Annotated in this window: 27 protein-coding genes; 4 read left to right on the plus strand and 23 right to left on the minus strand. The window is 53.3% G+C overall.

Annotation, left to right across the window (positions count from 1 at the left end; all coding sequences use genetic code 11):
- Positions 1-212 precede the first annotated feature (212 nt).
- The 13 genes from mnmA to AC4PHM_RS04375 form a co-directional block, all read right to left on the minus strand.
- Positions 213-1,298, minus strand: coding sequence for a tRNA 2-thiouridine(34) synthase MnmA (mnmA, locus tag AC4PHM_RS04315; RefSeq protein ID WP_492019670.1), 1,086 nt, complete (start codon positions 1,296-1,298; stop codon positions 213-215).
- Positions 1,299-1,495: 197 nt separating this feature from the next.
- Positions 1,496-1,948, minus strand: coding sequence for a Fe-S cluster assembly scaffold protein NifU (nifU, locus tag AC4PHM_RS04320; protein WP_492020457.1), 453 nt, complete (start codon positions 1,946-1,948; stop codon positions 1,496-1,498).
- Entirely contained in the window at positions 1,945-3,123 is a 1,179-nt protein-coding gene (gene nifS / locus AC4PHM_RS04325; protein WP_492019671.1) for a cysteine desulfurase NifS, read from the minus strand. Before nifS ends, nifU begins: the two co-directional genes overlap by 4 nt.
- A gap of 33 nt (positions 3,124-3,156) precedes the next feature.
- A complete protein-coding gene (locus AC4PHM_RS04330) occupies positions 3,157-3,615 on the minus strand; it encodes an RrF2 family transcriptional regulator (RefSeq protein ID WP_291402491.1) in 459 nt (152 codons plus the stop codon).
- 466 nt (positions 3,616-4,081) lie between these two features.
- Positions 4,082-4,669 (minus strand): bifunctional transcriptional activator/DNA repair enzyme AdaA, encoded by a 588-nt coding sequence (locus tag AC4PHM_RS04335; RefSeq protein ID WP_492019672.1) that lies wholly within the window; start codon positions 4,667-4,669, stop codon positions 4,082-4,084.
- Complete coding sequence (locus AC4PHM_RS04340) at positions 4,662-5,591, minus strand: DNA alkylation repair protein (RefSeq protein ID WP_492019673.1); 930 nt, start codon at positions 5,589-5,591, stop codon at positions 4,662-4,664. The genes AC4PHM_RS04335 and AC4PHM_RS04340 overlap by 8 nt, the downstream gene beginning before the upstream one ends.
- A 37-nt stretch (positions 5,592-5,628) precedes the next feature.
- Positions 5,629-6,279: a DNA-3-methyladenine glycosylase family protein gene (locus tag AC4PHM_RS04345; protein WP_492019674.1), complete on the minus strand. Its 651-nt coding sequence runs from the start codon at positions 6,277-6,279 to the stop codon at positions 5,629-5,631.
- Entirely contained in the window at positions 6,266-6,778 is a 513-nt protein-coding gene (locus tag AC4PHM_RS04350) for a methylated-DNA--[protein]-cysteine S-methyltransferase (protein WP_492019675.1), read from the minus strand. Before AC4PHM_RS04350 ends, AC4PHM_RS04345 begins: the two co-directional genes overlap by 14 nt.
- A gap of 272 nt (positions 6,779-7,050) precedes the next feature.
- Complete coding sequence (locus AC4PHM_RS04355) at positions 7,051-7,497, minus strand: HNH endonuclease (protein ID WP_492019676.1); 447 nt, start codon at positions 7,495-7,497, stop codon at positions 7,051-7,053.
- Between the two features lie 111 nt (positions 7,498-7,608).
- Complete coding sequence (locus AC4PHM_RS04360) at positions 7,609-7,809, minus strand: DUF6440 family protein (RefSeq protein WP_492019677.1); 201 nt, start codon at positions 7,807-7,809, stop codon at positions 7,609-7,611.
- Between the two features lie 236 nt (positions 7,810-8,045).
- The gene (locus AC4PHM_RS04365) at positions 8,046-8,813 is read right to left on the minus strand and encodes an acyl-CoA dehydratase activase (protein WP_492019678.1); all 768 of its coding nucleotides are present in this window, start codon (positions 8,811-8,813) and stop codon (positions 8,046-8,048) included.
- 35 nt (positions 8,814-8,848) lie between these two features.
- Positions 8,849-10,006, minus strand: coding sequence for a double-cubane-cluster-containing anaerobic reductase (locus AC4PHM_RS04370; RefSeq protein ID WP_492019679.1), 1,158 nt, complete (start codon positions 10,004-10,006; stop codon positions 8,849-8,851).
- Positions 10,007-10,320: 314 nt separating this feature from the next.
- Positions 10,321-11,187: a nitroreductase family protein gene (locus AC4PHM_RS04375; protein WP_492019680.1), complete on the minus strand. Its 867-nt coding sequence runs from the start codon at positions 11,185-11,187 to the stop codon at positions 10,321-10,323.
- 390 nt (positions 11,188-11,577) lie between these two features.
- On the opposite strand from AC4PHM_RS04375, the gene AC4PHM_RS04380 reads away from it, so the two are divergent.
- Both AC4PHM_RS04380 and AC4PHM_RS04385 read left to right on the plus strand, forming a co-directional pair.
- Positions 11,578-12,627: a PstS family phosphate ABC transporter substrate-binding protein gene (locus AC4PHM_RS04380; RefSeq protein WP_492019681.1), complete on the plus strand. Its 1,050-nt coding sequence runs from the start codon at positions 11,578-11,580 to the stop codon at positions 12,625-12,627.
- Entirely contained in the window at positions 12,611-14,332 is a 1,722-nt protein-coding gene (locus AC4PHM_RS04385; RefSeq protein WP_492019682.1) for an RsiV family protein, read from the plus strand. The genes AC4PHM_RS04380 and AC4PHM_RS04385 overlap by 17 nt, the downstream gene beginning before the upstream one ends.
- A 140-nt stretch (positions 14,333-14,472) precedes the next feature.
- On the opposite strand, the gene AC4PHM_RS04390 is transcribed toward AC4PHM_RS04385, so the two are convergent.
- The 4 genes from AC4PHM_RS04390 to AC4PHM_RS04405 form a co-directional block, all read right to left on the minus strand.
- Positions 14,473-15,297 carry a TspO/MBR family protein gene (locus tag AC4PHM_RS04390; protein ID WP_492019683.1) on the minus strand — a complete coding sequence of 275 codons (825 nt, stop codon included), beginning with the start codon at positions 15,295-15,297 and terminating at the stop codon, positions 14,473-14,475.
- Between the two features lie 112 nt (positions 15,298-15,409).
- The gene (locus AC4PHM_RS04395) at positions 15,410-15,850 is read right to left on the minus strand and encodes an SRPBCC family protein (RefSeq protein ID WP_492019684.1); all 441 of its coding nucleotides are present in this window, start codon (positions 15,848-15,850) and stop codon (positions 15,410-15,412) included.
- Positions 15,851-15,994: 144 nt separating this feature from the next.
- Entirely contained in the window at positions 15,995-16,285 is a 291-nt protein-coding gene (locus AC4PHM_RS04400) for a hypothetical protein (RefSeq protein ID WP_492019685.1), read from the minus strand.
- A 13-nt stretch (positions 16,286-16,298) separates the two neighbouring features.
- Positions 16,299-16,505 carry a hypothetical protein gene (locus AC4PHM_RS04405; RefSeq protein ID WP_492019686.1) on the minus strand — a complete coding sequence of 69 codons (207 nt, stop codon included), beginning with the start codon at positions 16,503-16,505 and terminating at the stop codon, positions 16,299-16,301.
- Between the two features lie 296 nt (positions 16,506-16,801).
- On the opposite strand from AC4PHM_RS04405, the gene AC4PHM_RS04410 reads away from it, so the two are divergent.
- Positions 16,802-17,965 carry an MFS transporter gene (locus AC4PHM_RS04410; RefSeq protein ID WP_492019687.1) on the plus strand — a complete coding sequence of 388 codons (1,164 nt, stop codon included), beginning with the start codon at positions 16,802-16,804 and terminating at the stop codon, positions 17,963-17,965.
- Positions 17,966-18,072: 107 nt separating this feature from the next.
- Here AC4PHM_RS04410 and AC4PHM_RS04415 read toward each other — a convergent pair whose 3' ends face one another.
- From AC4PHM_RS04415 to AC4PHM_RS04440, 6 genes are all read right to left on the minus strand, one after another.
- Positions 18,073-18,927, minus strand: coding sequence for a PhzF family phenazine biosynthesis protein (locus AC4PHM_RS04415; protein WP_492019688.1), 855 nt, complete (start codon positions 18,925-18,927; stop codon positions 18,073-18,075).
- Between the two features lie 27 nt (positions 18,928-18,954).
- A complete protein-coding gene (gene msrA / locus AC4PHM_RS04420; RefSeq protein WP_492019689.1) occupies positions 18,955-19,428 on the minus strand; it encodes a peptide-methionine (S)-S-oxide reductase MsrA in 474 nt (157 codons plus the stop codon).
- 79 nt (positions 19,429-19,507) lie between these two features.
- Positions 19,508-20,575, minus strand: a complete 1,068-nt coding sequence (locus AC4PHM_RS04425) for a phosphatase PAP2 family protein (protein ID WP_492019690.1) — start codon at positions 20,573-20,575, stop codon at positions 19,508-19,510.
- A gap of 30 nt (positions 20,576-20,605) precedes the next feature.
- Positions 20,606-21,391: a PhzF family phenazine biosynthesis protein gene (locus tag AC4PHM_RS04430; RefSeq protein ID WP_492019691.1), complete on the minus strand. Its 786-nt coding sequence runs from the start codon at positions 21,389-21,391 to the stop codon at positions 20,606-20,608.
- 230 nt (positions 21,392-21,621) lie between these two features.
- Positions 21,622-22,554, minus strand: a complete 933-nt coding sequence (gene lipA, locus AC4PHM_RS04435) for a lipoyl synthase (protein ID WP_492019692.1) — start codon at positions 22,552-22,554, stop codon at positions 21,622-21,624.
- 166 nt (positions 22,555-22,720) lie between these two features.
- Positions 22,721-23,812, minus strand: a complete 1,092-nt coding sequence (locus AC4PHM_RS04440) for an AI-2E family transporter (protein WP_492019693.1) — start codon at positions 23,810-23,812, stop codon at positions 22,721-22,723.
- Positions 23,813-23,935: 123 nt separating this feature from the next.
- Between AC4PHM_RS04440 and AC4PHM_RS04445 the strand changes: the two genes are divergently transcribed.
- On the plus strand, positions 23,936-24,676 hold the full coding sequence (locus AC4PHM_RS04445; protein WP_492019694.1) for an RluA family pseudouridine synthase: 741 nt from the start codon (positions 23,936-23,938) through the stop codon (positions 24,674-24,676).
- Positions 24,677-24,766 lie beyond the last annotated feature (90 nt).

Consider the following 24,766-nt stretch of genomic DNA (forward strand, 5'->3'; position numbering starts at 1 on the left):
TTGTCATAATTATGAGAACTCTATTGCTATTATAGCACCAAATGGGCGGTCTAAAACAAAAGATTGTGTAAATTGGGGGAATTCATGCAGGATGGGGGGTGGGGCGCAAAAATAGCCCTGCAGGTTTGGGCTGGCAGGGCTTGTAGTGGTGAATTGGGTTGTGTGGGTGTGACCATCGGCAGAACTCTGTTTTTTGGACTGGAGGTGGCGGGCTATAAGATCGTCGCCCCGCCGATTAGCATATCACCGACATAAAACGCGACGGCCTGACCTGGAGTGATGGCGCGCTGCGGGGTGTCAAAGAGGACTTTGACGCGGTCCTCCCCTGCCGGACTGAGGGTGGCTGGGGCCGGTGGCGCGGCATAGCGGATTTTTGCCAGGACGTGCATGGGTTCCTCGAGGGTCTCGAAGGGCATGAAATTGAGGTCGCTTGCGTAGAGGGTGTCGGAGAAGACGTCCTCTGCCCCGCCTATGATGACGCGGTTTGTATCGGTTTCGATTTTGGTGACATAGCCCGGTTGGCCGAGGGATAAACCGAGGCCTTTGCGCTGGCCAATAGTGTAATGGACAATGCCCTTGTGTATGCCGAGTTTTTTGCCTTCCGGATCGACGAAGTCACCGGGGACGATTTGGTCGCCGAGGTGTTCCGTGAGGAACCGGGAGTGGTTGTCGTCCGGGATGAAGCAAATTTCCTGAGAGTCGGATTTGCCGCCCACGTGGGGGTCGAAGCGGGATGCGATTTCTCTTACTTTTTCTTTGGAGTCGAAGTCGCCCAGGGGCATCAGAATGTGCTGGAGCTGGTCCTGGGTGAGATTGCAGAGGACGTAGGTCTGGTCTTTGCGCTTCTCTTCGGAGAGGCGGATGACGTAGCGGCCGGTGTCCGGGAGCTGCTCGACTTTGGCATAGTGGCCCGTGGCGACGTAGTAGGCGTCGAGTTCGTGGGCTTTTTTGATGAAGGCGTCGAACTTGACATATTTGTTGCAGGCAATGCACGGGTTCGGGGTGCGGCCGTGCTGGTATTCATCTATGAAATAATCTATGACTTTTTCTCTGAAGACGGGCTTGAAGTTGATGACGTAGAATGGGATGCCTATTTTGTCGCAGACTCGGCGGGCGTCATCTATGGAGGACAGGCTGCAGCAGCCCCCCTCTTTTTCGACATAGTCGGGGTCGTCGTCTTCCCAGAGCTTCATGGTGACGCCTATGACGTCGTAGCCGGCTTCCTTGAGGAGCCAGGCGGTGGCAGTGCTGTCGACGCCGCCGCTCATGCCGACGACGACGCGGTTTTTGTTTGGCATTGCTGTGATCCTCCGTTTCGGGGGTTTAAAGGGATGGGTGGTACTTGACGTACGGAAAAGATTGTCTGGTTGAGAACGGTTATCGCATGCTCTGGCACCGGTTTGAAAGTTGTCCGCGTCACCAAAGTGAAAGTTGTCCGCGTCACCAAACTTCAAAAACAAAGATGCAGGTGTATTGGCCTGCATCTTTGGTCAGATTAGTGCGCGTGCTCGTCGTCCTCGTGGCCGTGGTCGTGACCATCGTCATCCGGGTTGAAGTTGGCGAGTTCCTCGAAAGTCAGGCCATTCTTGTTGGCGTAGTCGAGGAGCGCGGCTTTGATGGCTTGCTCGGCGAGGACGGAGCAGTGGATCTTGACCGTCGGAAGGCCGCCGAGGGCCGAGATGACTTCCTGGTTGGTGAGTGCGAGGGCTTCTTTGATGGTACGGCCCTTGATCAACTCTGTAGCCACGCTGGAGGACGCAATGGCGGATCCGCAGCCGAAGGTCTTGAACTTGACATCAACGATGCGGTTGTCTTCAATTTTGAGGTACATGCGCATGATGTCGCCGCATTTCGCGTTGCCGACTTCACCCATACCATCGGCATCAACAATTTCGCCGACATTTCTTGGATTGGTGAAGTGTTCCATGACTTTTTCGTTGTACATTATCGTGATCCTCCAGTGGCTTTTTCATATAGTGGTGAATAGCTGCGAAGCCGCTCAACGATTGGCTTCAGCTGCTCAATGACGTAGTCGACGTCCTCGTCGGTGGTGAATTCGCCGAGGGAGAGTCTAAGGCTGCCGTGGGCAATTTCATGGGTCAGGCCGATGGCCATGAGAACATGAGATGGATCCAGGGAGCCTGAGGTACACGCCGAACCGCTTGAGGCGGCGATACCTACGAGGTCGAGGCTCAGGAGCAGGGACTCGCCTTCGATGAACTCAAAGCAGAAGTTGACGTTCCCCGGGTGGCGCTGGGTGCGGTGGCCGTTGAGGCGGATGTAAGGGACCTGAGCTTCAATGCCGGCGATCATCTTGTCTCTCAGGCGGATCAGACGGGCGTTGGTCTCTTCAAAACCTTCCGCTGCCATCTCGACGGCCTTGGCAAAGCCTATGATGCCCGGGACGTTTTCCGTGCCCGGTCTTCTCTTCTTTTCCTGTGCCCCGCCGTCCATGAGGTTCTTGATGCGGACGCTTTTTCGCACGTAGAGAGCGCCGATGCCCTTCGGTCCGTAGAGTTTATGGGCGGAAAAGCTCATGAGGTCGATGTTTTGCTTGTTGACGTCGAGCTCGATCTTACCGAGGGCCTGGACGGCGTCGGTGTGGAAGAGGACCCCGTGCTTTTTGGCGATGTGGCCGATCTCTTCAATGGGCTGTATGGTGCCGATCTCGTTGTTGACCGCCATGATGGAAATCAGGGTGGTGCTTGGGCGGATTGCTGCTTCAAGGTCTTTGAGGGAAATGAGACCATCGGCATCCGTCTTGAGATAGGTCACTTCGAAGCCTTCCTTTTCCAGCATCTCGCAGACGTGGAGGACGGCGTGGTGTTCGATGGTGGTGGTGATGATATGGTTGCCCTTGGCTTTGTTCGCGTAGGCGACGCCGCGGATGGCCCAGTTGTCGGACTCAGTGCCGCCGGCGGTGAAGTAGAGCTCGTCGGCGTGGGCGCCTATGAAGTCGGCAATGGTCTGGCGGGCGCTCATGACGCCTTTTCGGGCCTCGCGGCCAAAGGCATGGACGCTGGAGGCGTTGCCGTAGATTTCGGTGAAGTATGGGAGCATGGCCTGGACGACTTCTGGTTTGACAGGTGTGGTGGCGGAATGGTCCATGTAGACGCTTCTCATTGGGCAGGACTCCTTCGGGATGATAGTCTATTTCTATTTGTTGCAGAAAAATTGTGTGTCGATGGGGCCGGCGTGCATGCGCTTGTGGTCGAGGACCATGTCCTTGAGGGTAATGGTCGTGACGACTTGCAGCAGGCTGTCGCGCATTTTTTCGTAGATCATGTGGGTGACGCAGTAGTCGGCCTGCTCGCAGGCGTCGTCTCCCAGGAGCCGGACGCATTCGGTGGGGCCGAGGGGGCCTTCGAGGACGGTCAGGATGTCGGCGACACTGATCTGGTCAGCGGGCTTGTTGAGGAGGTAGCCGCCCTGGGCGCCGCGGACGCTCTTGACGAGGTCAGCTTTTTTCAGTGGCGCGATGAGCTGCTCCAGGTAGTTGACGCTGATCCCCTGCCGCTCCGCGATGGAAGTCAGGGAGACTGGGACGTCGCCGTCGTTCAGTGCCAGGTCGAACATGGCTTTGAGGCCGTAGCGGCCGCGGGTGGAGAGTTTCATTTTTGTCACCTCATAGGGTTGTGGTGGTGCTTATTGGAGAAAGTGAATTAAGTTGTGTACAATGTAATTGTCTTGTCAAAATGATGTCGGGTTTTTGTGTTGTAAGTTTGTGTTATGATTCAATCCCGAGTTTATAGGTGGGAATTCAAATCAAGTATAATACGTGGTTAAGGTTGTGTCAAGGCTCGCTGGGCGGAATTCCGGCAGAATTCTTGCACTTTTTCACGTACAAAGCCGAGCAATGTGGTGGGGAATGAGGTCGGAATATTACGGGAATATTACGAAGCTCTGGCCCCGAGTTGAAACTTGTCCGCGTCACCAAATTGAAAGCCGTCCGCGTCACTAGAGTGAAACTCGTCCGCGTCACTAACTCAGAAGTTGTCCGCGTCACCGGCATTGATAATGGGTTGTTCAAATCAATTAAAAAAGGTGTCTTTCTGGACACCTTCAAATGAACTCTTATGAATTAGCGTTCTGTGTTCTGTATCCTGTATCTCCCTGGAGAGGTGTGGTAAGTGCGCTTGAAGGCGTCGTAGAAGGCGGACTGGCTGGAAAAGCCGCAGTCGAGGGCGATTTGGAGGATGGGCTTGGTGGTGGTGAGGAGACCATCGGCAGCTAGGGAGAGACGTTTTTGGGTGATGATTGCCGATGGCAGGCTGCCATAACGTGCCTTGAACGCGGATCTGAGAGGGTCCTGGTGGGCACCCAAAGCTTTCATAAGGGCGGCCAGGGACTCTTGATCCAAGAGATGGGTGGTGATGGTGTTATAGATCGCCTCGACATTGTCTTTGTAGGGTTCATAAGTGAGCAGATCAGGCCGGCAGCGTTTGCAGGGCCTATAGCCGGCGCGTTGGGCGTCATCACTTGTATCAAAGAAGTCGATGTTCTCGACTTTTGGATTTTTGGATTTGCAGGACGGGCGGCAGAAGATCCCGGTGGATTTGACGGCGTAGAAAAATTGGCCATCGAACGCCGGGTCGGAGCTCAGGACGGCGGCAAGTTTGTCCTGGTGGGTGGGATGCAATTCCTTGTCTGGAAGTTCTTTTTTAGCCACGGGGCTCCCCTTCTTTCATGGCTTTGATGATGGTTTTATGCTCGGGGCTGACTTTGTTGGATTCGAGGATTTTCTGGAAGGTCTTTTGGCGGATGAAGACATCCTGGTCTTCGGCGGCTTCTGTAGTGTTTGTACTATGTGCAGCTTTGCCTGTTGCTGCTTCTCCTATCGTGGCTGAGCCTATTACCCACCGGTGTTCAAATTGGGTTAAGGTTTTCTGCGGGTCAAAAGCGAAGGCCTGGGAAAGGCCCCAAGCGATGGCCATCTTCGCATAATAGTCTTGGTGAGTGTGGGTATAATATGCATCCAGGACGGCGTCGATCCAATCATCGGTTAGATAATGATTCAGGAGCATGACCGCCCCAAAACGAAATTCGAACTCCTGGTCGGACTTCAGGCAGTCCATGAGAAATGGCCAGGTCTCTTCCCTCTTCTCTTTGACAAATTTGAGTCCGGCGCAGAAGCTGTCGCACACGGACCAATTGTTAATTCTGGGGATGAAGGCTTTTAGATAGGAGTGGGTCTGCGGCTTGCGCCTATCGCCCCCGTGTGTCTGATTCGAGTCGAGACCTTTGAGAGACGAGTAGGTCTGACCCCGTGTGTCATCTTTTGTAGACGAGTAGGTCTGACCCCGTGTGTTTCTTTTTGTGACGTGTCCAATGACCATGCCCTGCAGCATGGTCTCCTCGAAGTAGGTGTCAGTGGGCATGCTGAGGTAATTCGGCCAGTCCCCTTTCGCGATGTCGCCAGCGATCTGGCGCAGGACCGGCAGCCGAACGCCAAGGAGATTAGACGTCCCCGGCAGCAGCGCGGAGGCGAACTTTTGATAGGCGGGTTCGGCGAGGGTCTTCAGGAGGTTCTGGAGATCATCGTGGATTGAATTTGATTCTTTGATCATGGCTCTTTGCGCAGGCGTCAGCATAGGACCTCCAGGTATTATTTTTGTTCGAAATAGGCGGCTACAATATTTCTGAAAATGCAGATTTCCATAAATAGATGGACGCTACCGAACCATAGGGCGAATAGGCGGTTTTACAGGTTTCGAAAAAATCTTTGCCGATGGTCGGCACACCATACACATTGCACATACCGCGTCGGATGGCAGCGTCACCATAGCTGAGGATGTTGAGACGGAGGAAGCCGTGGATGAGGGTGATTTCGGATGACCATCGGCCAATGCCTTTTAAAGAACTGAGGTGATGAATGGCGGCCTCGTCGTCCATGGTCGCGGCGGCGTTCAGGTCGAAGGCGCCGGAAAGGATGGCCGCGGCAGCCTGGTGGAGTGCGGTGGCTTTACTTTGGGTGAGACCGCAGGTGCGAAGGGCTTCGTGGCCGGCGTCATAGACGGATCGAGGCGTGACTGTCTGGAGGTGGTCCTTGAGGCGGCCCCAGATGGCATCATAGGCTTTGGTGGAAATGAGCTGGCCGGTGATGGCGCTGGCGAGGGCGGTGAAGGGATCCTTGGCCACGAGGCGTTCCAGGCGGCCAAATTGAAGGACGGCGCGGCCGAGAGCGGGGTCTCGTGCGGTCAGGTGATCCAGAGCGTGGTCCGGGTACGGGAGATAGGCTGGGTTGTTGGGTAGATTGATATTCAAGTTAGCTGGGATCATGGGCAGATTCTGCGGGAAGGACTTTCTCCAATTGGAGCAAGGCTGTTTTGACGTCGAGGCCAGCAGCAAAGCCGGTGAGTTTGCCGCTTTTGCCAATAACGCGGTGGCACGGGGTGATAATGAGGATGGGATTGCGGCCGCAGGCGGTCCCTACTGCCCTGGAGGCGCTGGGGCTGCCTATGTTTTTGGCTATATCGGCATAGGATTGGGTGGAACCAAAAGGAATTTGTCTGAGGGCTTCCCAAACCCGCTGCTGGAAATTGGTGCCGGTGGGTGCGATGGGAAGATCGAAGGTTTGGCGGGTGCCGCTGAGGTAGGCTTCCAGCTGCTGGTGGGCTTGCCGGATCAGTTGTGTTTCGTTGAGATGACCGTTGACTGAGTTGAGGAAGTCGGTGGCGGGGTCGCCGATCAGAAGATGGGTGATGGCATTGCCATTGTCTGCTATTGTCACAGGGCCGAGCTGAGTTTTATAGGTGAAATAATTGAGTTGCAGCATCATGATCGCCTCCTGGAAGTGGGATATTTATTGAATGTGTTTCTGGTTGAGTGATGATTTTTAGGAAAATTGTCTAATGTCAGTGTAATACATTTTGTAACAGATAACTTCCGAAAACTGAAGAAGTAATTTTGATTTGCGGAAAGTGATCAGACGGGGTGATCAGACGGGGTCAGACCCGTTGGTTCGGACATGCGGGGTCAGACCTGCTAAGATGATCAGACGGGGTCAGACCCACTCAACCCGCTCGTCCATTACCCAGTCGTCCAATGAACCTACTCCGCCAAATCAGTTTGGTGAAAGGCAATGATTTTTTCGATCTGGTTCATGCGAACGTAAAAGCGGTGGCCTGGGGATTCGAAGACAGTGAAGTCGCCGCTGGGATATGAGCGGTGAATGCTGTGAACCCATTCGCTCAGAGTGTCTTTAGGGATCGTGATGCTGGACTTGGTGAGGATGTGATGGTCGTCGTAGGCCTGGATGAACCATGTGATGTGTTGGGATTCGACGTCCATCGGCAAAGTATTTAGTTTTTCGGCGTTGCAGGACTTGCAGGAGGCGACAAGGTTAAAGACGTCGTTGGTGCCGCCGGCACTCTTCGGGAGGTAATGGTCGACGCTGAGGGTGCCCATTTTGAGGGGCTTACCGCAGAAGAAGCAGGCGCCGCGCTGGCGGTTATAGAGGTAATGGCGGTCGATGGTGACATAGTTTCGCGGGGTCATAGTTCACCTGCCTTTCTTTAATAAAGGTGGATACTATAAAAGGCCGCAGTGGTCTACGGCCTTGATGGGTACTGGAAATTGAATTATGTGCAGCGGGTGTAAAGGCGGGTGTTAAAGGCGGGTGTTGTCTTCAATGCGCGAAATGACGGGTTTGCCTTCGCGGTCTACCAGGAGGGTGAGGCCGGCGGCGGAACCATCGGATACAAAAAGGTAGTTGACGCCGGTTTCTCTGTCAACGATGATCCGGGAAACGCTGATCTTGCCCTGGGAATAGATGGTTTCGAAGCGGTTGTCGCCTTTTTTGCCAAACATAGACTGCCCCCTGTTCCGGTTGGGTGGTGGTTTGTCGAGGTATTATTTGAGAACAGTATAGCAAATTGTGACGGTGCCTGTCGAGAGCATTGAGGAGGACTTGCCGATGGAAGACGAAGCCTGACCATAATGCTGATCTAAGGTCTGGTACAAAAAACAAAGCGGTGCCTGTCACTCAACCGAACTTGGGGTCAGGCACCGCAATATTTTTGTAACATTTCTCAAATTGTACGCTGTCAGTCGCAGAGTTCCCGCGCCAGCAAAGCCGCGCCTATGGCGCCGGCGAACTGGGCATCAGGGTGGTGATGGACCTCAAGATTCAGCTTTTCAGAGAGCATGTGCCTCAGAACGTTCGAATTGGAAACACCGCCGGTAAACAGGAGTTGATCCTGGACGGAGATTCTGCTGGAAAGGTGCTGAACGCGCTGGGAGATGGAGCTCAAAATCCCTGCGGCAATCGCCCCTTTCTCAGTCCCCTGAGCCAACAGCGAAATTATTTCGCTCTCCGCGAAGACAGTGCACATGGCGTTGATGGTGACCGCCTCGCCCCGGCGCGCGAGGTGGTCGAGCTCATCCACCTCGACTTCCAGGACGTGGGCCATGACTTGAAGAAATCTGCCGGTCCCCGCTGCGCATTTGTCGTTCATGACGAAGTCCTGAACGCGACCATCGGCATCTATTGAGATGACTTTGCTGTCCTGACCGCCTATGTCGACGATGGTCCTGGCGCTCGGATTGAGGTACACGGCGCCGCGGGCGTGGCATGTGATTTCGGTGACTTTTTTGTCCGCATACGGGATGGATACGCGACCGTAGCCCGTCGCGACCACCCTTGCCACTTCTTCGTCAGTGGCGCCTGCGCTGGAGAGCAATGCACTTTTGAGAAGGGATGCAGTTTCTTTAATATTCCATCCTGTTGGAAGGATAACTTTTTCCAGGCGGTCGTCGCAAAGAATGGCGCCTTTCGCGCAGACCGACCCAATGTCAATGCCCATATGGATCATAGTGAGATTCCTTTCGGGGGTGCTTATTTTGTCGACTACAGCATTTCAATAAACGCGCCGAGACGTGTTTTAAGCTGACCGGCATCTGAAGACGCATAATCGGTTTCGATGGATATATACGGCAGGTCATGCTGTTCCTTGACGTGGCGCTTTACGGAGAAGCCTTCAATATTATAAGTATGGCAGGCTTGCAGCACGACATCGACAACGCCGTCCACCTTGAAGCGTGTAATCAGCTCGCTGAGTTTGTCAAGACGGTCCCGGTTGTTGGACATGACCGAGCAAGGTGTGTTGAGATATTTGCGGGCAATGCCGTCGATGGGGTCGAGGGTCTCATCAATCATTTCCTCGACCGCCTTGGTGCCAAAGCAGTTCTCATAAGTAACGACGACACCGCCATTTTCCTCAATTGCGGTGATGATCTTTTCCGTAGCGCCGGCAATTGGGCACCCTGTGATGAGAATTCTTGGAGCGGTTTCAGAGACCTTGCTGCCCTCAGTTTTATAAGTTTCGTAAATTTGTTTCGTGAGCGCCTGCATTTCTGCAATTTGCGCTTCTTTGTCAAATTTGAATTCAGAGCCGTAAAGGGCTTTGTGGATGTCGAGGCCGCTGACCGGTGGCGGTGTGAGACTCATGAGATTGTAAAATTCTTTGAGTGTTTCCCTTTGACGGTTTTTAAGTCGAATCGCCTTCTTGAGGTCCTCATCCGTGATCGTCACGCTGAATTCCTTTTCAAGCCGCTCTCTTAGCCCTTGAACTTCCTCCCGGAAATACTCAAAGGATCTCTGAGATTTGGACTCATTTGGCAACTGGAGGATGTGGGTAGGTTTAACCTCTTCGAGGAGCTCATACATTTTCTTTTTGCCGTCGCAGGTGGTTTCGCCGACAATCAGGTCAGAAAAGTAGAAGTACGGGCATTTGTCCGTGACGGCGAAGCCATAGCTGGATTTGACCAGCGGGCAAAGGTTGCGGGGCAGGACCTTTTCGGATTCCGGGATGGTTTCGTCGCTGGTGGCGCAGAGTCCGACCGGGACGGCGCCGGCAGCCATGATGACTTCCACGGGGGTGAAGGTGCAGTAGTAGCCAACGAGATTTTTGCCGGCGTCTTTCACCGCTTTGGCGGCGAGGAAGCCGGTTTTGCGAGCATCGGCAAAGCTTTCAAAGATCTCTGGGAGCGTGTTGCGTTCTGACATTGAAGTGCCTCCTTGGTTTGGGTGGAGTAGGTTGTATGATTTTTGTCCTTGGTGCTATGTAAGTGCTGTCGCGCATCATTTTATAAAAAGCGCTCCCATACAGTTTACAGGGTGCGCTTAAAACCGTGAAATTGAAAGTTTGAATTGAGAATGGGGATCAATAAGTAATTTTCATGGTCTTGGCGTTTAACTCACCTATTGGTTTGGTCAAAGCTTAAAAATTTTGCCGATGGTCACCCCTCCCTCCCCCATTCCCTGCCCAAGAAAAAATGCAGGTTCCTGGAGACACCTGCTGCTGGTGGTTATTTAATCCATCACAATTTGAAAGTCCAGACCGCCCTGCCCTCCTCCAGGGAAAGTGAGATGGACGGGGTTGAGACGGACGGGGTCAGACCTAGCAAGTTCAGTCCGACCCAAAAATGGGCGGCGCAGATTCCAATGTCTACGTTGGGGTGTTCCCACTTGAGGTGTTTATAGCCGGGAGGCATGGCGATTTTAACAGTGGATTGGTCTTCGGAGATTTCAAAACGCCAGTGCTGGCTGTTGGCAGCGGAAGGCGCGAGACGCGCGAGATCCAGGGCATAGCGGAGTGGGTCGCTTAAGGTTGAAAGGGTAATGGGCTGAATAAGAAGCTCTTCGAGGGGCTTTCGCTTATAACTGATGAAAGTTTCGGTTATGCGGTCGACGAGTCTGAGGCCAGTGGTGTCGTGATAACCCAAAGGAGTGACGCAGATGGCGCGACGGCCTTCGACAGTTTCTCCTTTTGAGTAGCCAAAGCCCATGTTGGAGGTCTTGAGACAGTCTGGGGCCGGCAGGTGCGGCATCAGGCGCTGGAGCTCTTCCAGGTGATAGTGGCCGTACCAGCAGGTGGAAATGCCGAGACTGTTGGCGTAGATGACGATGAGCTCTCCCAGAAAGCCGACTTTACTTATGGATAAAATGTCTGTTGAGGCAAGGAAGGCCAGGTTGTCCGGTGGCGAGGTTATGCTGAAGTAGAGTTTTTTGGTGGGGTCCGCCTTGAAGAAACGGCACTCAATGTCGTGCTGGAACGGGACGGTGAGGGTCTGGATGAATGGTGAAAGGGCTTCATTATGTTCTTTTCTGAGGGGCTCGAGCTTGTAGTTTCGGACGGAGCGTCGCGTTCTGATGGCGTTTTCCCATGGGATGGATGGATTCAGCATGGAGGTTGCCTCCTTGGTGGTGGAAGTATGAGTTGCTGGGTGAGTAGATGAGTGAGCAGACGGATGGTATATTTTGTCTGGATGATTAGTAATCTAGTGTATGTGTTTATCTAAGAAGATCATACCCTTGCACTGGATGAGTATGCAGTGGATTGGATGAGAAAATTGGATTGAAGCAGTTTGGCCTGTTTGTTGAGGTTGCTGAAGTGGTTGATATTTTAGCTTTTTTTTGCAGTTGGGCTGCGATCGTTTAATAATTCTTTAATAACAATTGGAAATTCAAAGTGATATAGTCGAGTTGGATAAACCATTCACAATTAAGGTTAGTTGGTCCTAATATGTTAATAGTTTCATTTACCTTTAAATTCCAATTCTCAGGAGGCGCTGATCATGCCAGAAGAAATGGTTAAGAAAGAGACGACTAGCTGCAATTGTCCAGGTAAAGAAAGTAAACCGCTGCGCAGAGTGGTCACAATTCTCGTGATGATCCTTGTCATTATGGTGGTTGGTGCTGGCTGCAGCCGCGAAGCGGAGAATGGTGGGTCTCAAGTGGACAACGGGGGTCAGACCCAGTCGGGTGAAGAAGTGAACAATGGGGGTCAGACCTACTCAGACGACGCCCCCTCCTTCACGCCTGAAACATACCCCAGGGTGGATGGTTCCACAGTGACGATCCCCATTTCCGAAGCCTTGGCCGCCCGCTTGATGGACATGTCTCCTGAAGAAGTACGACCGTACATTTTACATAACAAAACCCACCAGGCATATGTCAACCTCATAGATAAAAATACGGACCTCATCTTCGTCACCGCCCCTTCGGAAGAGGAACTTGATCTGGCCAAAGCCGCCGGAGTGGAGTTTGAAATTATTCCGGTCGTCAGCGAGGCCTTTGTGTTCCTGGTGAATGCGGATAATCCCATTGCAGGTCTGACCCCGGCTGAGCTCCAAAACATTTACACCGGTAAGATTACCAATTGGAGCGAGGTTGGCGGAAGAGACCTCGACATTATCCCCTACCAGCGCCCGGTCAACTCTGGCAGTCAGACGGGTTTTCTTGACATGGTCATGTCAGGTCTGACACCAGATGGGGCGGTACTCAAGCCCATGGATCCACCCATGGAGCAAGTGGTGGCAGAGATGGGTATGCTGATTGACGCGGTAGCCAGCTTTGAAAACGGCGAAGGTGCCATTGGCTATTCCTACTATTATTTTGTCATGGACATGTGGGGCGCTGAAAACATAAAGCTACTCGAAGTGGATGGCATTGCCCCAACACCGGAAAGCATTACCTCGGGCGCCTACCCATACACCACCGCCTACTACGCTGTCATGCGAAGCGACGAGCCAGTGAACAGTCCGGCCAGACAAGTGGTCAGCTGGCTGCTATCGGATGGGGGTCAGACCCTCGCGGAGGAGATGGGCTATGTTCGGATCAAGTAGAACACATTTGGGATTAAACCAAACACGACTTCTCTTAACGATCCTTCTAATCACCTCGCTGCTGATATCAGGCTGCTCAAACCTCTCAAACAAACAGGAAGCGCCACCCGGAAGTCCAGCAGTATCAACTCCAGAAATCCAAACACCTAACGCGGCCTCAAACATTAACCACGATCCCCTCGAGCCCGCCCCTCAATCCGACCTGGCTAGCCTTATTACCATCCTGAATCCATCGAAACTAGAAACGCTCTCTGAAAACCCAATCACCTTCGTCCTCTCGCAGCAGGACGTTCCGGGCGTGCTCTGGCAAAATACGTTCACTATCGAAGGTCTAAAAGACCAAAGCCTCCAGGACGCCATCAACCAAGACCTCACCCGCCTCTACACAGCCCTGGACGAAGCTGGCCTGCCACCCTACCGCGGCATTTACCAGCGCATCCCTCCAGGCACCCAGCCGGTGACATCGAACCTGAACGCCACCTCCGCCTTCAATTTTGAAAACCTCCTTTCTGTCGCTGTCTACACGGATCAATCCTATACCATGGGCGACCGGTCCGAATACGTCAGCCGCATGGAGACCCGCAATTACGATCTGCACAACGGCAATTACATTCCGCTTCCCGCTCTCTTTGCCAACCCCGAAGCTGCTATGAACCGCATCAACGACGAGGTGGCCACTATGCTGAGCAGCCAGCACTCTGACGAAGAGCCGGGCTTCGAAAATGGACTGTACTGGTTTCCAAGGCTGACCGCCTCTTTCAAGGGTCTTGAGGCCAATCAGAAGTATTATCTTCAGCCGAGCGGCATCGTCATCATTTTCGACCACCAGACCCCGGCCTTTGACACCGGCTTCTACCCCGCCCAAATCACCCTCCCATTCCACCTTTTCGAAGGCGAGCTGGCCATTAAAGAGCGCTTTGCCGATGGTCCCAGCTCCAACCTTTATCTCAAATCAGGCGCCAGAAATCAGCAATTCGTCCAGTCTGACACCTTCTTCACTCAGCAGATAACCGCCGGAGAGGAAACCGTCGAAAACAACGCAGTCAGAGCCTACCTGCATTTCCGTTATCCCAATGAACTTCCACCCGCCATCCAAGCCCTGGCCGAAATGACCCTCGCGGAGAGCAGAAACTTCCTACAAACCCTGACACCCAACAAAAAGCTTAGCCCCGGTGAAGAGCCTTTTGCTGAGATTGCACTGGACATCACTGATGTAGGCCCCTTTTACACCCTCCGCCACTCTGTTTATACCAACTGCATGTCAGACGGGGTCGATAGGCACAGCCGCAGACCTGCAAATTCCGATGTGTCAGACGGGGTCAGACCTGCAAATTCCGATGTGTCAGACGGGGTCAGACCTGCAAATTCCGGAGAGGTTATTTTCTCCATTCGCGGGGATCTGCCCCTCGACCTGACGACCAATCCATCCTTCTTCGCCAGTTATGAGGCCGATGGTCGCCGGGTCACACTCGAAAGCTGTTTCGCACCCGGTGTCGACTATAAAGCACTGCTAACCAATGCGTACAATAAGCAAGCCATCCAGTACGGCTACCCTGCCATCCAGGAAGATCAGATCGCCAACGTCAACTTTTCGATTGGTCACACCGGCCTTGAATGCTACTTTCCCGACCTGGGAAATTACTTCTATATGGGCATTGAGTACAAGGATTTGGGCAGCGAAAATTTGACGATCTTCGACAAATGAAAGATTCATCATTCTTCCAAAAAAGAAAAGTAAGGCCACTTGGCACGCCTGAAGTCGGGAACCGACCTCAGGCCATGACAAGCGGCCTTACTTTTTACCATTCAAAACTAATCTTCCCCAAATTAGCCCTTAAAAAGTCTTCAATACCGTCTGGCGCTACCACGGCCTCGCCGCACCAAACCAACTCCTGAAGCCGTGAAAAGTCCAAAGAGAACCAAGACCCCAATACCTATCATTGCAGTGTACTGAATCATGGGGTACTGCCCCGCCCAGTAGTCCCTGTGCTGGAGGTAGATCCCCACAAAGGCCCATACCACAACTAAAGCGTACGCGTAATCGCGGTTCTTGTACAAAGACAACAATCCAAGCACCACTGCAACCGCCATGACAATAACCGTCCAAACCTCAGGCGACAAGCCAAAGGCGTCCCACTCAATACTGACAAAGAATGCGGCGAAGTTCGCTATAGTTGCGACGCTGACCCAGCCTAAATAGATGGAGAATGGAAGGTCCACAATAATGGACTGCATCCCCGAGCGTTCCCGCCGTGTGTCCTTAAGTTTGAAATAGATTCCAATCAGAGAAACCAGAAGCACCAGCATGAAAAGTATCGTCAGTGCCAGTTCCTGGTAATGCCAGAAGTAAATCCAGGCCATGTTGGCCGCAGAGGCAATGATGAACAGAGCTCCCAGATCCGAGGTAACCTTTGAAACGCTCCGCTTTGCGCCCGTGGTCCACCCCATCTGGTAGATCACGAAAAATCCGAGCAGCAGATAAATGACGCCCCAGATTGAAAATGTAATGGGTGCAGGGGCGAATAAATTGCGGAATGAGTCCGATACTTCCCCCGTCGTCAGCCCGTTGAATGGCAGGATGTTGGCGAGTGCGTTGACCGCCAGCGTGGCGGCGTAAAAAATGAGGTTCAGATATTTCAGCGGTTGGCGAGATTTTTTGTAAAGTTCCACTGGCACCACTCCCGTTGCTTGATGTTTTTGGTGGGTGAAGGGTTGGGGGTTAAACGTCCATCGGCAAAAATTTTTATTATTTTAAGCCTTGCTTGAGTTCTGGGACTCCGCACTAAAGCTGGTCAGAACCCTCGACAAATTCTTTGAATCGGGCCATTTCGTACTCGGTGCGCTTCATGAAGGATTTTTTCATGAGCGGACCAAGGTACCGCATGAGACCGCTGAAATTAAACTCGCTTTCGGTGGTCCAGACAGTTTTGCCTTCGACTTCTGAAAATAGGTTTGTGACCCGATTCCAGAGCTCGTCGGTCTCGTAGACGGCCGTAAAGGCGTCCGGCAGACGCATGTCTACCAGGGTTTCTGTCATTTCCAGGGTCTTTTTGCCGGTGTCGAAAACGAGGCGCGTCTTGGCACCATGGGTGAAGGGTTCGCCGACCACAGGCTCGACAGTTGTCAGACCGCGCTGCCATTTAGGCATGTGCTCGGTGGCCATCATGAGTTCAAGGACCCTGCCTCTGGATCGGTCAATAACAATAGAATGATTATATTTCATAACTTGGCATCCACCTCTCTTTTTTTATTTTTGCCGATGGTCACCCGCCCGCAAAAAGAAAGCGGCAGTATGTGCCGCTGGAAACTCAATACTTGCGGATTGGGGTCGTCGACGCTCAAGGGTTGCTAACCTTGCCAAACCTGTTTAATCGTCATAAAATCCTTCGAGTGGATCTTCATTTTCTTCGACTTCGTCACAGGCGCCACAGCCACACCAGCTGCAGCCACTCCACAGGCTGCGGCATTTTTCTCTGAGGCCGCCAAACTGGCCCTTGACGTAACTGCGGCTGCGCTTGCCGTCCCAAGGTGTCAGGAGAAATGCGATTAAAGCGCCAATGGCCAGCCCAAGCAACAGGCCTTCTACCAAGCGGATGGCATTCGTTTTACGTCTTAGTTTTTCCAGTTCTTCATATTTATTTTTTCTCACGACTAACATGCATGTCACTCCTTTAGGCTTGTTTTTTGAACAGCGGTTCGCCGTTAATGAATCTGCTGACGGTGTACGCGAACGCCGTCAGTGCGGCAATTTTCAGCAGCACGGCAAAGGCCGGTCCCTGATTGTGGCTGAGGATATTCAGATTAAAAAGCTGAACGGTGACATCCCTGGATCTGCTTTCGCTTTTGCTGATTTTAATGGGTTTTCTAAGCGCGCTCATGTGATCACCTCTTAGGGCATTCATACCCTTTTCTCAATAAAAAATAAACACGGAATATTAAAATCCGAAAAATCATTGAACTGGAAATATGGGATAAATGTCTTTGACGCCGGCAGCAGAAAAACTTACTATGGACTTAAGGTGGATCATGCGGGGTCAGACCCACTCATATCTACGACGGAGTCGACAGGCTTTGATCGGCGTCGATAGGCGCAATCCGCAGCCTGCAAAGCACAATCGGCATTTTCCCAGCACTTGAACGCACCACCCATTCTTTACACGGAGGTATCCCCCTTTTGAAAACCAACAAAAAATGGATGATCCTGGTCGCCTTTGTGTCGATCTTCGGGCTCGCCATATCCACCGGCATTCGCGGCATCCTGGTGCCCAACTTCATAGACAGCTTTGGAGTGACGGACGGGCAGATTGGCATGCTCTTTACAGCCACGACCTTTTTCAGCGTGTTCGCCATTTATTTTGGCAGCCAGTGGGGCGAACGCTTTGGACTGAAAAAAATAATTCTCATTTCCCAACTGCTGAACGGCGTGCTTTTTCTAGCCGTTTCGCAAATTCGAAGCTATACCCTTTTCGTTATAGGCTACAGCCTCATTCAATTTTGCGTCTCCCTGCTCATTATCTCACTGAATACCATGGCCACCGTGATCCAGGTCCGCTACCCTGCTATCCTGGTCAATCTCGTCCATTTCTTTTTTGGACTGGGTCTGACCTTCAGCCAGCGGGCCGGCGGTGAGCTGGTGTCCCGCGGCTATGACTGGGTCGATCTTTTCCAATTGGTCGGCGTCCTATTCTTTGTCACTTCTGCCCTCACCTTTTTTATGAGAGAACCGAACGCTGTGACCGGCGCCGCGAGAGTTCAGCTAAGCGCCCTTCCCCACAAAGCCTATCTGGCGCTGCTCGCCCTGGGTGTCGGCTTCTACGTGGCGTCCGAGCTGCAGACCGCCAACTGGATCGTCTATTACCTCAAAACTATTTACAGCTTTGCTGAAGACAAGGCCGGTGAAATCAGTGCGGTGTTTTTTGGACTGTTTACCATCGGCAGACTCCTTGGTGGGGTGATCGCGGAGAAGCTGGGGTACGTGCGCAGCGTCGTGGTGTTCACCGCCTGCGCGTCAGTCCTTTATATCGGCGGGATGCTTCTGGGTAAAGCCGGACTGTACTTGATCGCCGGCTCGGGCTTCTTTTATTCTTTAGTGTTTCCGATGGTCACCATAATCCTGGCCCGCGACTTCGGACAATTTCGTGCGACGGCCATCGCGCTGGTGTCGACGGCCGGCAACCTGATGACCCTCATCACGAGTCTTCTGATTGGCGGCGTGACGGATTGGGTCGGTATTGGAACAGGCTACTGGGTGATTCCAATCTCCATTGCATTGTCGGCGCTCTCATTCATGGTAGCATTCGGACGCCAGAGCCAGCAGACGGGGTCAGACCTGCAATAAACTTGCAAAACTAAAAAAGCCGCTGAGCTTGAGAGGGTGCCGGGGAAGTTGACCATCGGCAAACGCTTTAACTCAGTGGCTTTATTTATTTTAAACTTTTCAATTTTTCACATTGGCAGACGGATCCTGCCCTCAATGGCGACATAGGCGCGGCCGGAGATGTCAACGGTGCCATTGTCGAGCAGATCGAGAATCAAGCGGCCCCCGCGCTTTGACGCCTGCACGGCGACGAGGTGTTTTTTCTCGAGCTCACGGGACCAGTACAGCGCCAGAACCGTGTGAATGGAACCGGTAATGGAATCCTCATCCACCCCAATCCACGGATTGAAGTACCTGGAGGCAAAGTCATAATCCTCCGGGTTCGAGCTCCTGCAAGTGATGCACAGGCCGCCCAGGTCAAAATCAAGGTCGATGCCGCGCAGTTTGTTGAAGTCAGGCTTGATCCGCGACAGCGCCAGCTCGTCATCCACCTCGATGATCAGCTTCTTGAGATTGCGGCTGTAAACAGCCCGCTGATAATTGTTGATGCCCAGGTACCAGAGCACCTGCTCAGAGGGATCCAGCGCTTCGTAATCATCCACCGGCAGGGTGATGGTAATGTAATCCCCTAATATTTTTGTTAAGATTTCGCCGATGATCGTCTTAAACACAATGCAGGGCGCACTGACGCCCAGCTCCTGCTGAATCACTTTTGCCGCCGCGAGGGTCGCAGACCCCGAGAAATGGACCTCCGTTTCCGGTGTGAACCAGCGCAGCGCATAAAAGGCACACTGATGCCGCATGGCTTCCCCCGGCTGACGGATGACAAAAGCAGTCTCGGAATGGTTCAGCTCCGAAGCGATCATCTGCATGGTTTCTTCGGAAAGCGCCTCCTCCAGCAAAATGACCCCGGTGGGGCTGCCGGCGAACGGCGTCTCCGTAAAGGCATCAATGTGGAAATAGTGAAGTTCTTTTAGATCCATTGGAGCTCACTCCGTTCAGCGACTTGATCAGTCAAGCTTGATATGGCAATAGCCGCCGGGATTCTTTTTCAGATAGTCCTGGTGGTACTCTTCTGCTTCGTAAAAATTTTTGAGTGGTTCGAGTTCTGTCCGAATTGGCAGATCGTAGTTAGGCCGGACCTTTTCAAAATAAGCTTCGATGACCGGTCGGTCAGCCTCGTCTACATAGTAAACGCCTGTGCGGTACTGATTGCCAATATCCGGTCCCTGTCTGTCGATCAGGGTCGGGTCAATGACGCTGAACAGTTTGTCGAGCAAAGCGTCCAGGCTGATGACTTCAGGATCATATTTGATTTGGCAGGCTTCAGCGAATCCAGTCTTGCCGGTGCAGACCTGCTTATAGTCAGGATCTTCAGTGATGCCGTTGGCATAGCCGACTTCGGTGTCCTCGACGCCGTCAATTCTCGAAAAAAATTCCTCGACGCCCCAGAAACAGCCGCCTGCAAAGAAAATTTCCTTCATTTGAAATTACCCTCCTCAAAATGGAACATGTGAGAACAATAGACCTTGGGCGCAGACCTGCAAAAGTAAACCGACGGGGTCAGACCCGCTCAAACCCGCTTGTGACAGCTTCCAAAAGCGCCGGCACCCCCCAGGTGATCATTAAACCAGTTTCCAGGGTAGCCAAACCATCGACAATCAGCGGCGGCAAACCAAACGCAGTTAACAGCCACGTTGTCGTCCCATAAGCCGCCGCGACAGCCATGATGCCCAATAACATCCAAACCGGCTTCGCACGCCACACTGGGTCTGACCCCGTCTGAGCGTGCCCTATGGTCGCGCCAATCAGGAGACTGGTCAGCTGCACCGCGGAATGATCCCAAAAGACGACAATACCTATGCCGGACAGGGCGAATGTGGGGATTAAGCACCATCTGCTGAATCTTCTTAAAAGAGTCGGACCTATTAAGCCCAGCACGCCTCCAATCAGCCCACCGGCCAGCACATCCTGGGGCCAGTGTACGCCCAGGTAAAGACGGGACAAGGAAATCAGAAAAATAAAAGCACAGGCTATGCCGATGGTCGCTAGACGACCCCGCTTCCCCATCCCAACGCCCGCCCCCGCCGAAACCAGGGCCATCCAAAAGGTCGCCGCGGTCTGGGCGTGGCCGCTCGGGAACGAGGCACCCCCTGCGGTGAAGGTCCAAAGGCCTTCAATCACAGCGAAGTCCTCAAAGGGACGAGGCGCGTCCACAAGGTTTTTAATGACAAGGTTGAGCAGTACGGAAAACACCACCAGCTGCATGAGATCGAAGGTGTTTTGACGATTCTGAAGTCTTTTGGCGCTGTCTGAGTATAGATTGGGACTTGAGGTAAGGCTGTGGTGTCTGGCGAGGTGACCACCTTCTAAATCACTTGAACTGGTCCAGTACATCACCGAAAGCACCGCGACGTAGAACAGGTCGTCGCCCAGCATGGTCACCGCGCCCATAATCCAGGTCAGGACCGGATGACGAAGAGCCTGGAGCCAAAGCAGAAGCTCGAGCTGCCAGTCGCCGAGGGGCGTCCAGGACACCAGGAAGGCTGAAAAGTTCCCAAGCGGACCCGGCACTGCCGCGGCATCTGACGTCATAGCCATAATCATTGAAGCTGCTGCATCAAACCACATAATTTGATTTCCTTTTCAACTCGGAAGGACCTAGACGGTAATGGTCCCCTCCATATAAGTGACGACTTTGCCCATGAGCTTGACGCGGTCGCCAATGACCTCGACCTGAAGACTGCCGCCGCGCTTGGAAAGCTGCTTCGCCGTCATGACGCCTTTATTCAGCACAGAATTCCAATAAGGTGCCAGGGTGCAGTGGGCGGAACCTGTGACGGGATCCTCATCCTTGCCGGTGACTGGGAAGAAATAGCGCGACACGAAGTCGACGTCATGTCCAGGCGCGGTACAGATGACGCCGTGTGTCTGAACCTTGAGAAGTTCCTCGAAGTCAGGGTCGAGATCGAGGATTTGGTCCTCGTCGTCGTAGATGACCATATAGTCCCGGGTCGCGTAGCGATACACATGCTTAGGGAGTTTGCCCAGGGCGAGGACCAGCTCGTAGGGCATTTCTGACCTTACCGCAGGTCGCGCCGGCAAATCAATAGCCAGGTGATCGCCCTCTTTATAGACTTCAAGAATGCCGCTGTTGGTCTTGAACTTGACGCGGTCGAGCTCCGGCTGAAGTTTGGTGAACACCACGTAGGCGCTGCTCAGCGTGCCGTGACCGGACAGGTCGAGCTCCTTGTTGGTAGTGAACCAGCGCGCTTCATAATACCCGTCGCGTTTAACAATAAAAGAAGTTTCCGATGGATTGTTCTCCCGAGCAATCTTCTGCATAAGCTCGTCGTCAATCCACTCCTCCAGCGGGCAGATGGCCGATGGATTCCCGGCAAACTGCCGGTCCGTAAACGCGTCGAGATGGTAAATTGGAATTTTCATTGGATTAGCCTCCATCATAGTGTTCCGGTGATTAATCAGTAAAATGAAACGAGTTGAAAATTTTCAAACTTGGCAGACTGCCGAAGAAACACTAAAATTTATAATCACCGGAGAAGTAACATTTATAGTCGTCTTAAGTGTACACCATTTATGGCTGGACGTGAAGGGATAATGACAGGCGGGGTCAATAGGCGCAGCCGCAGACCTGCAATGCTGTCAAACGTGCCCGCCTAAGCGTGGCCTTGATCCTGAATCTGGTCGTAAACTTTCCCGGCGTTGTAGGAGCTTCGCACCAGCGGCCCGGAGGACACGTCCTGGAAGCCCATGGCCATGCCCTTTTTCGAAAGCAGCTCGAACACCTCAGGATGTACATATTCCTTTACCGGATAATGCGCCGCAGAAGGCGGCAGATATTGGCCGATGGTCACCAGATCCACCTCATGAGCCCTAAGGTCCGACAGGAGCTTGAGGACTTCCTCTTCAGTTTCGCCAAGACCCAGCATCAGACCGGATTTCGTTAAAATTTCAGGCTGCATGGCTTTCGCACGCTTCAGCAGCTCCAGGGATCTCGTATAAACCGCCTCGGGCCGGATTTCTGGATAAAGACGCTCAATGGTCTCAACGTTGTGGTTTAAAATATCAGGGCGCTCATTCATGATGACTTCAAGGGCGTCCCAATTGCCGCGAAGATCCGGGATCAGGACTTCAACCGAAGTGCCTGGAGAAGCTTCGCGAATCGCTCTAATAACGGCGACGAAGTGGGATGCGCCGCCATCGGCTAAATCATCTCTGGTGACGGAGGTAACGACGGCATGCTTGAGTCCAAGCTCCACCACGGCCTGTGCGACGCGTGACGGTTCCTCGGAATCCAGGCAGAGCGGTGCTTCCTTGGTGACGTTGCAGAAGCGGCAGCCGCGGGTGCAGTTCGGCCCCATGATCAAAAAGGTCGCTGTCTTGTTGCCAAAGCACTCCATGCGGTTTGGGCAGTTGGCTTCTCTGCAGACAGTATGCAGCTGATTCGCGGAGAGCATCATTTCTACTTCAATGATGTCCCGCATCTCGCCCTTTTTAATTTTCAGCCACTCCGGCTTTCGCATTTTATCGTGGGAGGCAATATTTTTGGTGTCGTGGCAGCTTGTTTTCAAATTCGTTAAGTCTGGCATTTTCTGATGTTCCTTTCTCTCATTAGGGAATTTGGATGAGCTTTGGGGGAAGGCGGTGTCAGGTAAAACTCGGGGTTGACAGGCGCTAGCCGCTGACACCAAGTTTCGACACCGAGTTTCACCTCGGAAGAAGGTGTCTGACACCGCCTTCCTTCCTTTCTTCCTTCTAAATTGGTTCTTCCGTCTCTGTCGCCATTCTTTCCTTCTTTTCAATAACGTGCATCAGGACGATGTTGAGAATCGCGGCGACCGGAATCGACAAGATCATGCCAATCATGCCGCCGAAGGAGCCGCCCAGGGAGATGGCGAGCACGATCCACATGGGCCGAAGCCCTATATAATTGCCCATGATGCGAGGGCCGACCAGGTTCGCGTCGATCTGCTGGACCACCACAATCAGAATGGCAACCTTCAGGGCGTTCAGCGGATTATAAAGCAGCGTAATGCCCACCGCCGGGATGGCCCCAATAAACGGGCCCACATACGGGATCACGTTGGTGAGACCCAGCAGCAGTCCGAAGATCGCGGCGTACCGAACCCCCAGGACCGTCATGCCTATGAAGGACAGCACGCCCACAATGGTGGCCTGGACAATGAGCCCCGTCATAAACTTGGAAAAGATCTCGTGGATCTTGGCGCTCCAGTCGAAAATGGACTGGGCCCGCGTTTCGTCGAAGGCCGCGCGGCAAAGTCTCGCCATGGAGGTCTGAAGGCGCTTCTTGTCGATCAGGGTGTAGATGGAGACGACGATCCCGATCATGGTGCTGAACACCGCGGAGGTGACGCTCATGAGCCCCTGGGTCAGGTTGGACAGCAGGATGTTGGCCCATTCCGCCAGTCGTCCGCGGATGGAGACCAGCGCCTCTTGTACTGTTTCGTTCTGGAGGATCCCGCTGTCGGACAGCTCCGTGTTCGCCCTGCTGATGAGCCGCGGGACGTCTGCAATGATCTCGGAGGCGTTGTCAATGACCATCGGCACAACCAGCCAGCCGAATCCGGCCAAAATGACCAGGAGCAAAAGATAAAGCACGCCGATGGCCGCGACCCGCCCAAACTTGAAGGTCCGCGTCAGGAAGCTGACCACCGGGTCGAGGATATAAGCGATCACGAGACCGATGATGAACGGGGTCGTGGCGCCGGCAATTTTCGCGATCCACGCGACAATAGCGTCGAAATGGTTGATCGTAACGAAAGAAACGATTAAACTTAAGCTCAGGGCAAGCATAGCGCCGAGCCACCGTTTCAGGTTCAGCTGCATGTGACACCTCCGGTCGGGCAGCACCACAAGGTCATGGCCGGTACCGTTAATTTGCACAAGATTAGGACTATTATACACATACTTCAATCGCAGATACAAGTGTGAAAAAAAGGAGACATAACAATGCTGAAAATTTTGTTTGAAGACAAGCACGTCATCGTGGTTGTGAAGCCCCCAGGCATGCCGTGCCAGCCGGATCCGACCAAGGCCCCTTCTCTGCTGGAGGCCGTTCAGGCCCACATGAAAGCGTCCGGCGAGTCCGGCAAGACCGCGAAGCTCGTGCACCGCCTCGACCGTCCGGTGGGCGGCGTCATGGTCTATGCCAAGACCCGGGAGGCAGCGGGCCACCTGAGTGCCCAATTTGCCGATGGCCGCATCAAAAAACGCTACCTAGCCGTGGTACAGGGCCAGCCCATCGACGACAGCGGCCATCTGATCCACCAGCTGAGGATCACACCGGGCAATGTGGTCGAAGTCGCTTCCGGCCCTGCGGGGCAGACGGCGGAGCTGAAATATCGCGTCATTGGGCGGACCGAGGCTGTGATTTCGGGGACTGTGTCCCCTCTCGCCCTGCTGGATGTGCTGCTGCTCACCGGCCGACGTCATCAGATTCGCGTGCAGCTTTCGGCAAGCGGTTTTCCAATTTTGGGGGATGCCAAATATAACCCGGACTTTGTCAAGGATGGCAACCCTATTGGACTTTGGTCTTACGAAATAAGATTTTACCATCCTGCCAAGAGAACGGCCCTGAGCTTCAGGGCGCTGCCGGGGATATTGGCGGATGCGGCTGGCACCAAGTCTGATCCGGCTCCGTGGCATTATTTTTCCAGTCAGATTGCGGCGCTGGAAGAGAAACAAAACTAGGGAAATTGAATAACATTCTGAATGCGGGTCTGCGGCTGTGCCTATTGACCCCACGTGAACACGTGGGGTCAATAGGCACAGCCGCAGACC

This window comes from Acidaminobacter sp. QWL-03, assembly GCF_058683855.1.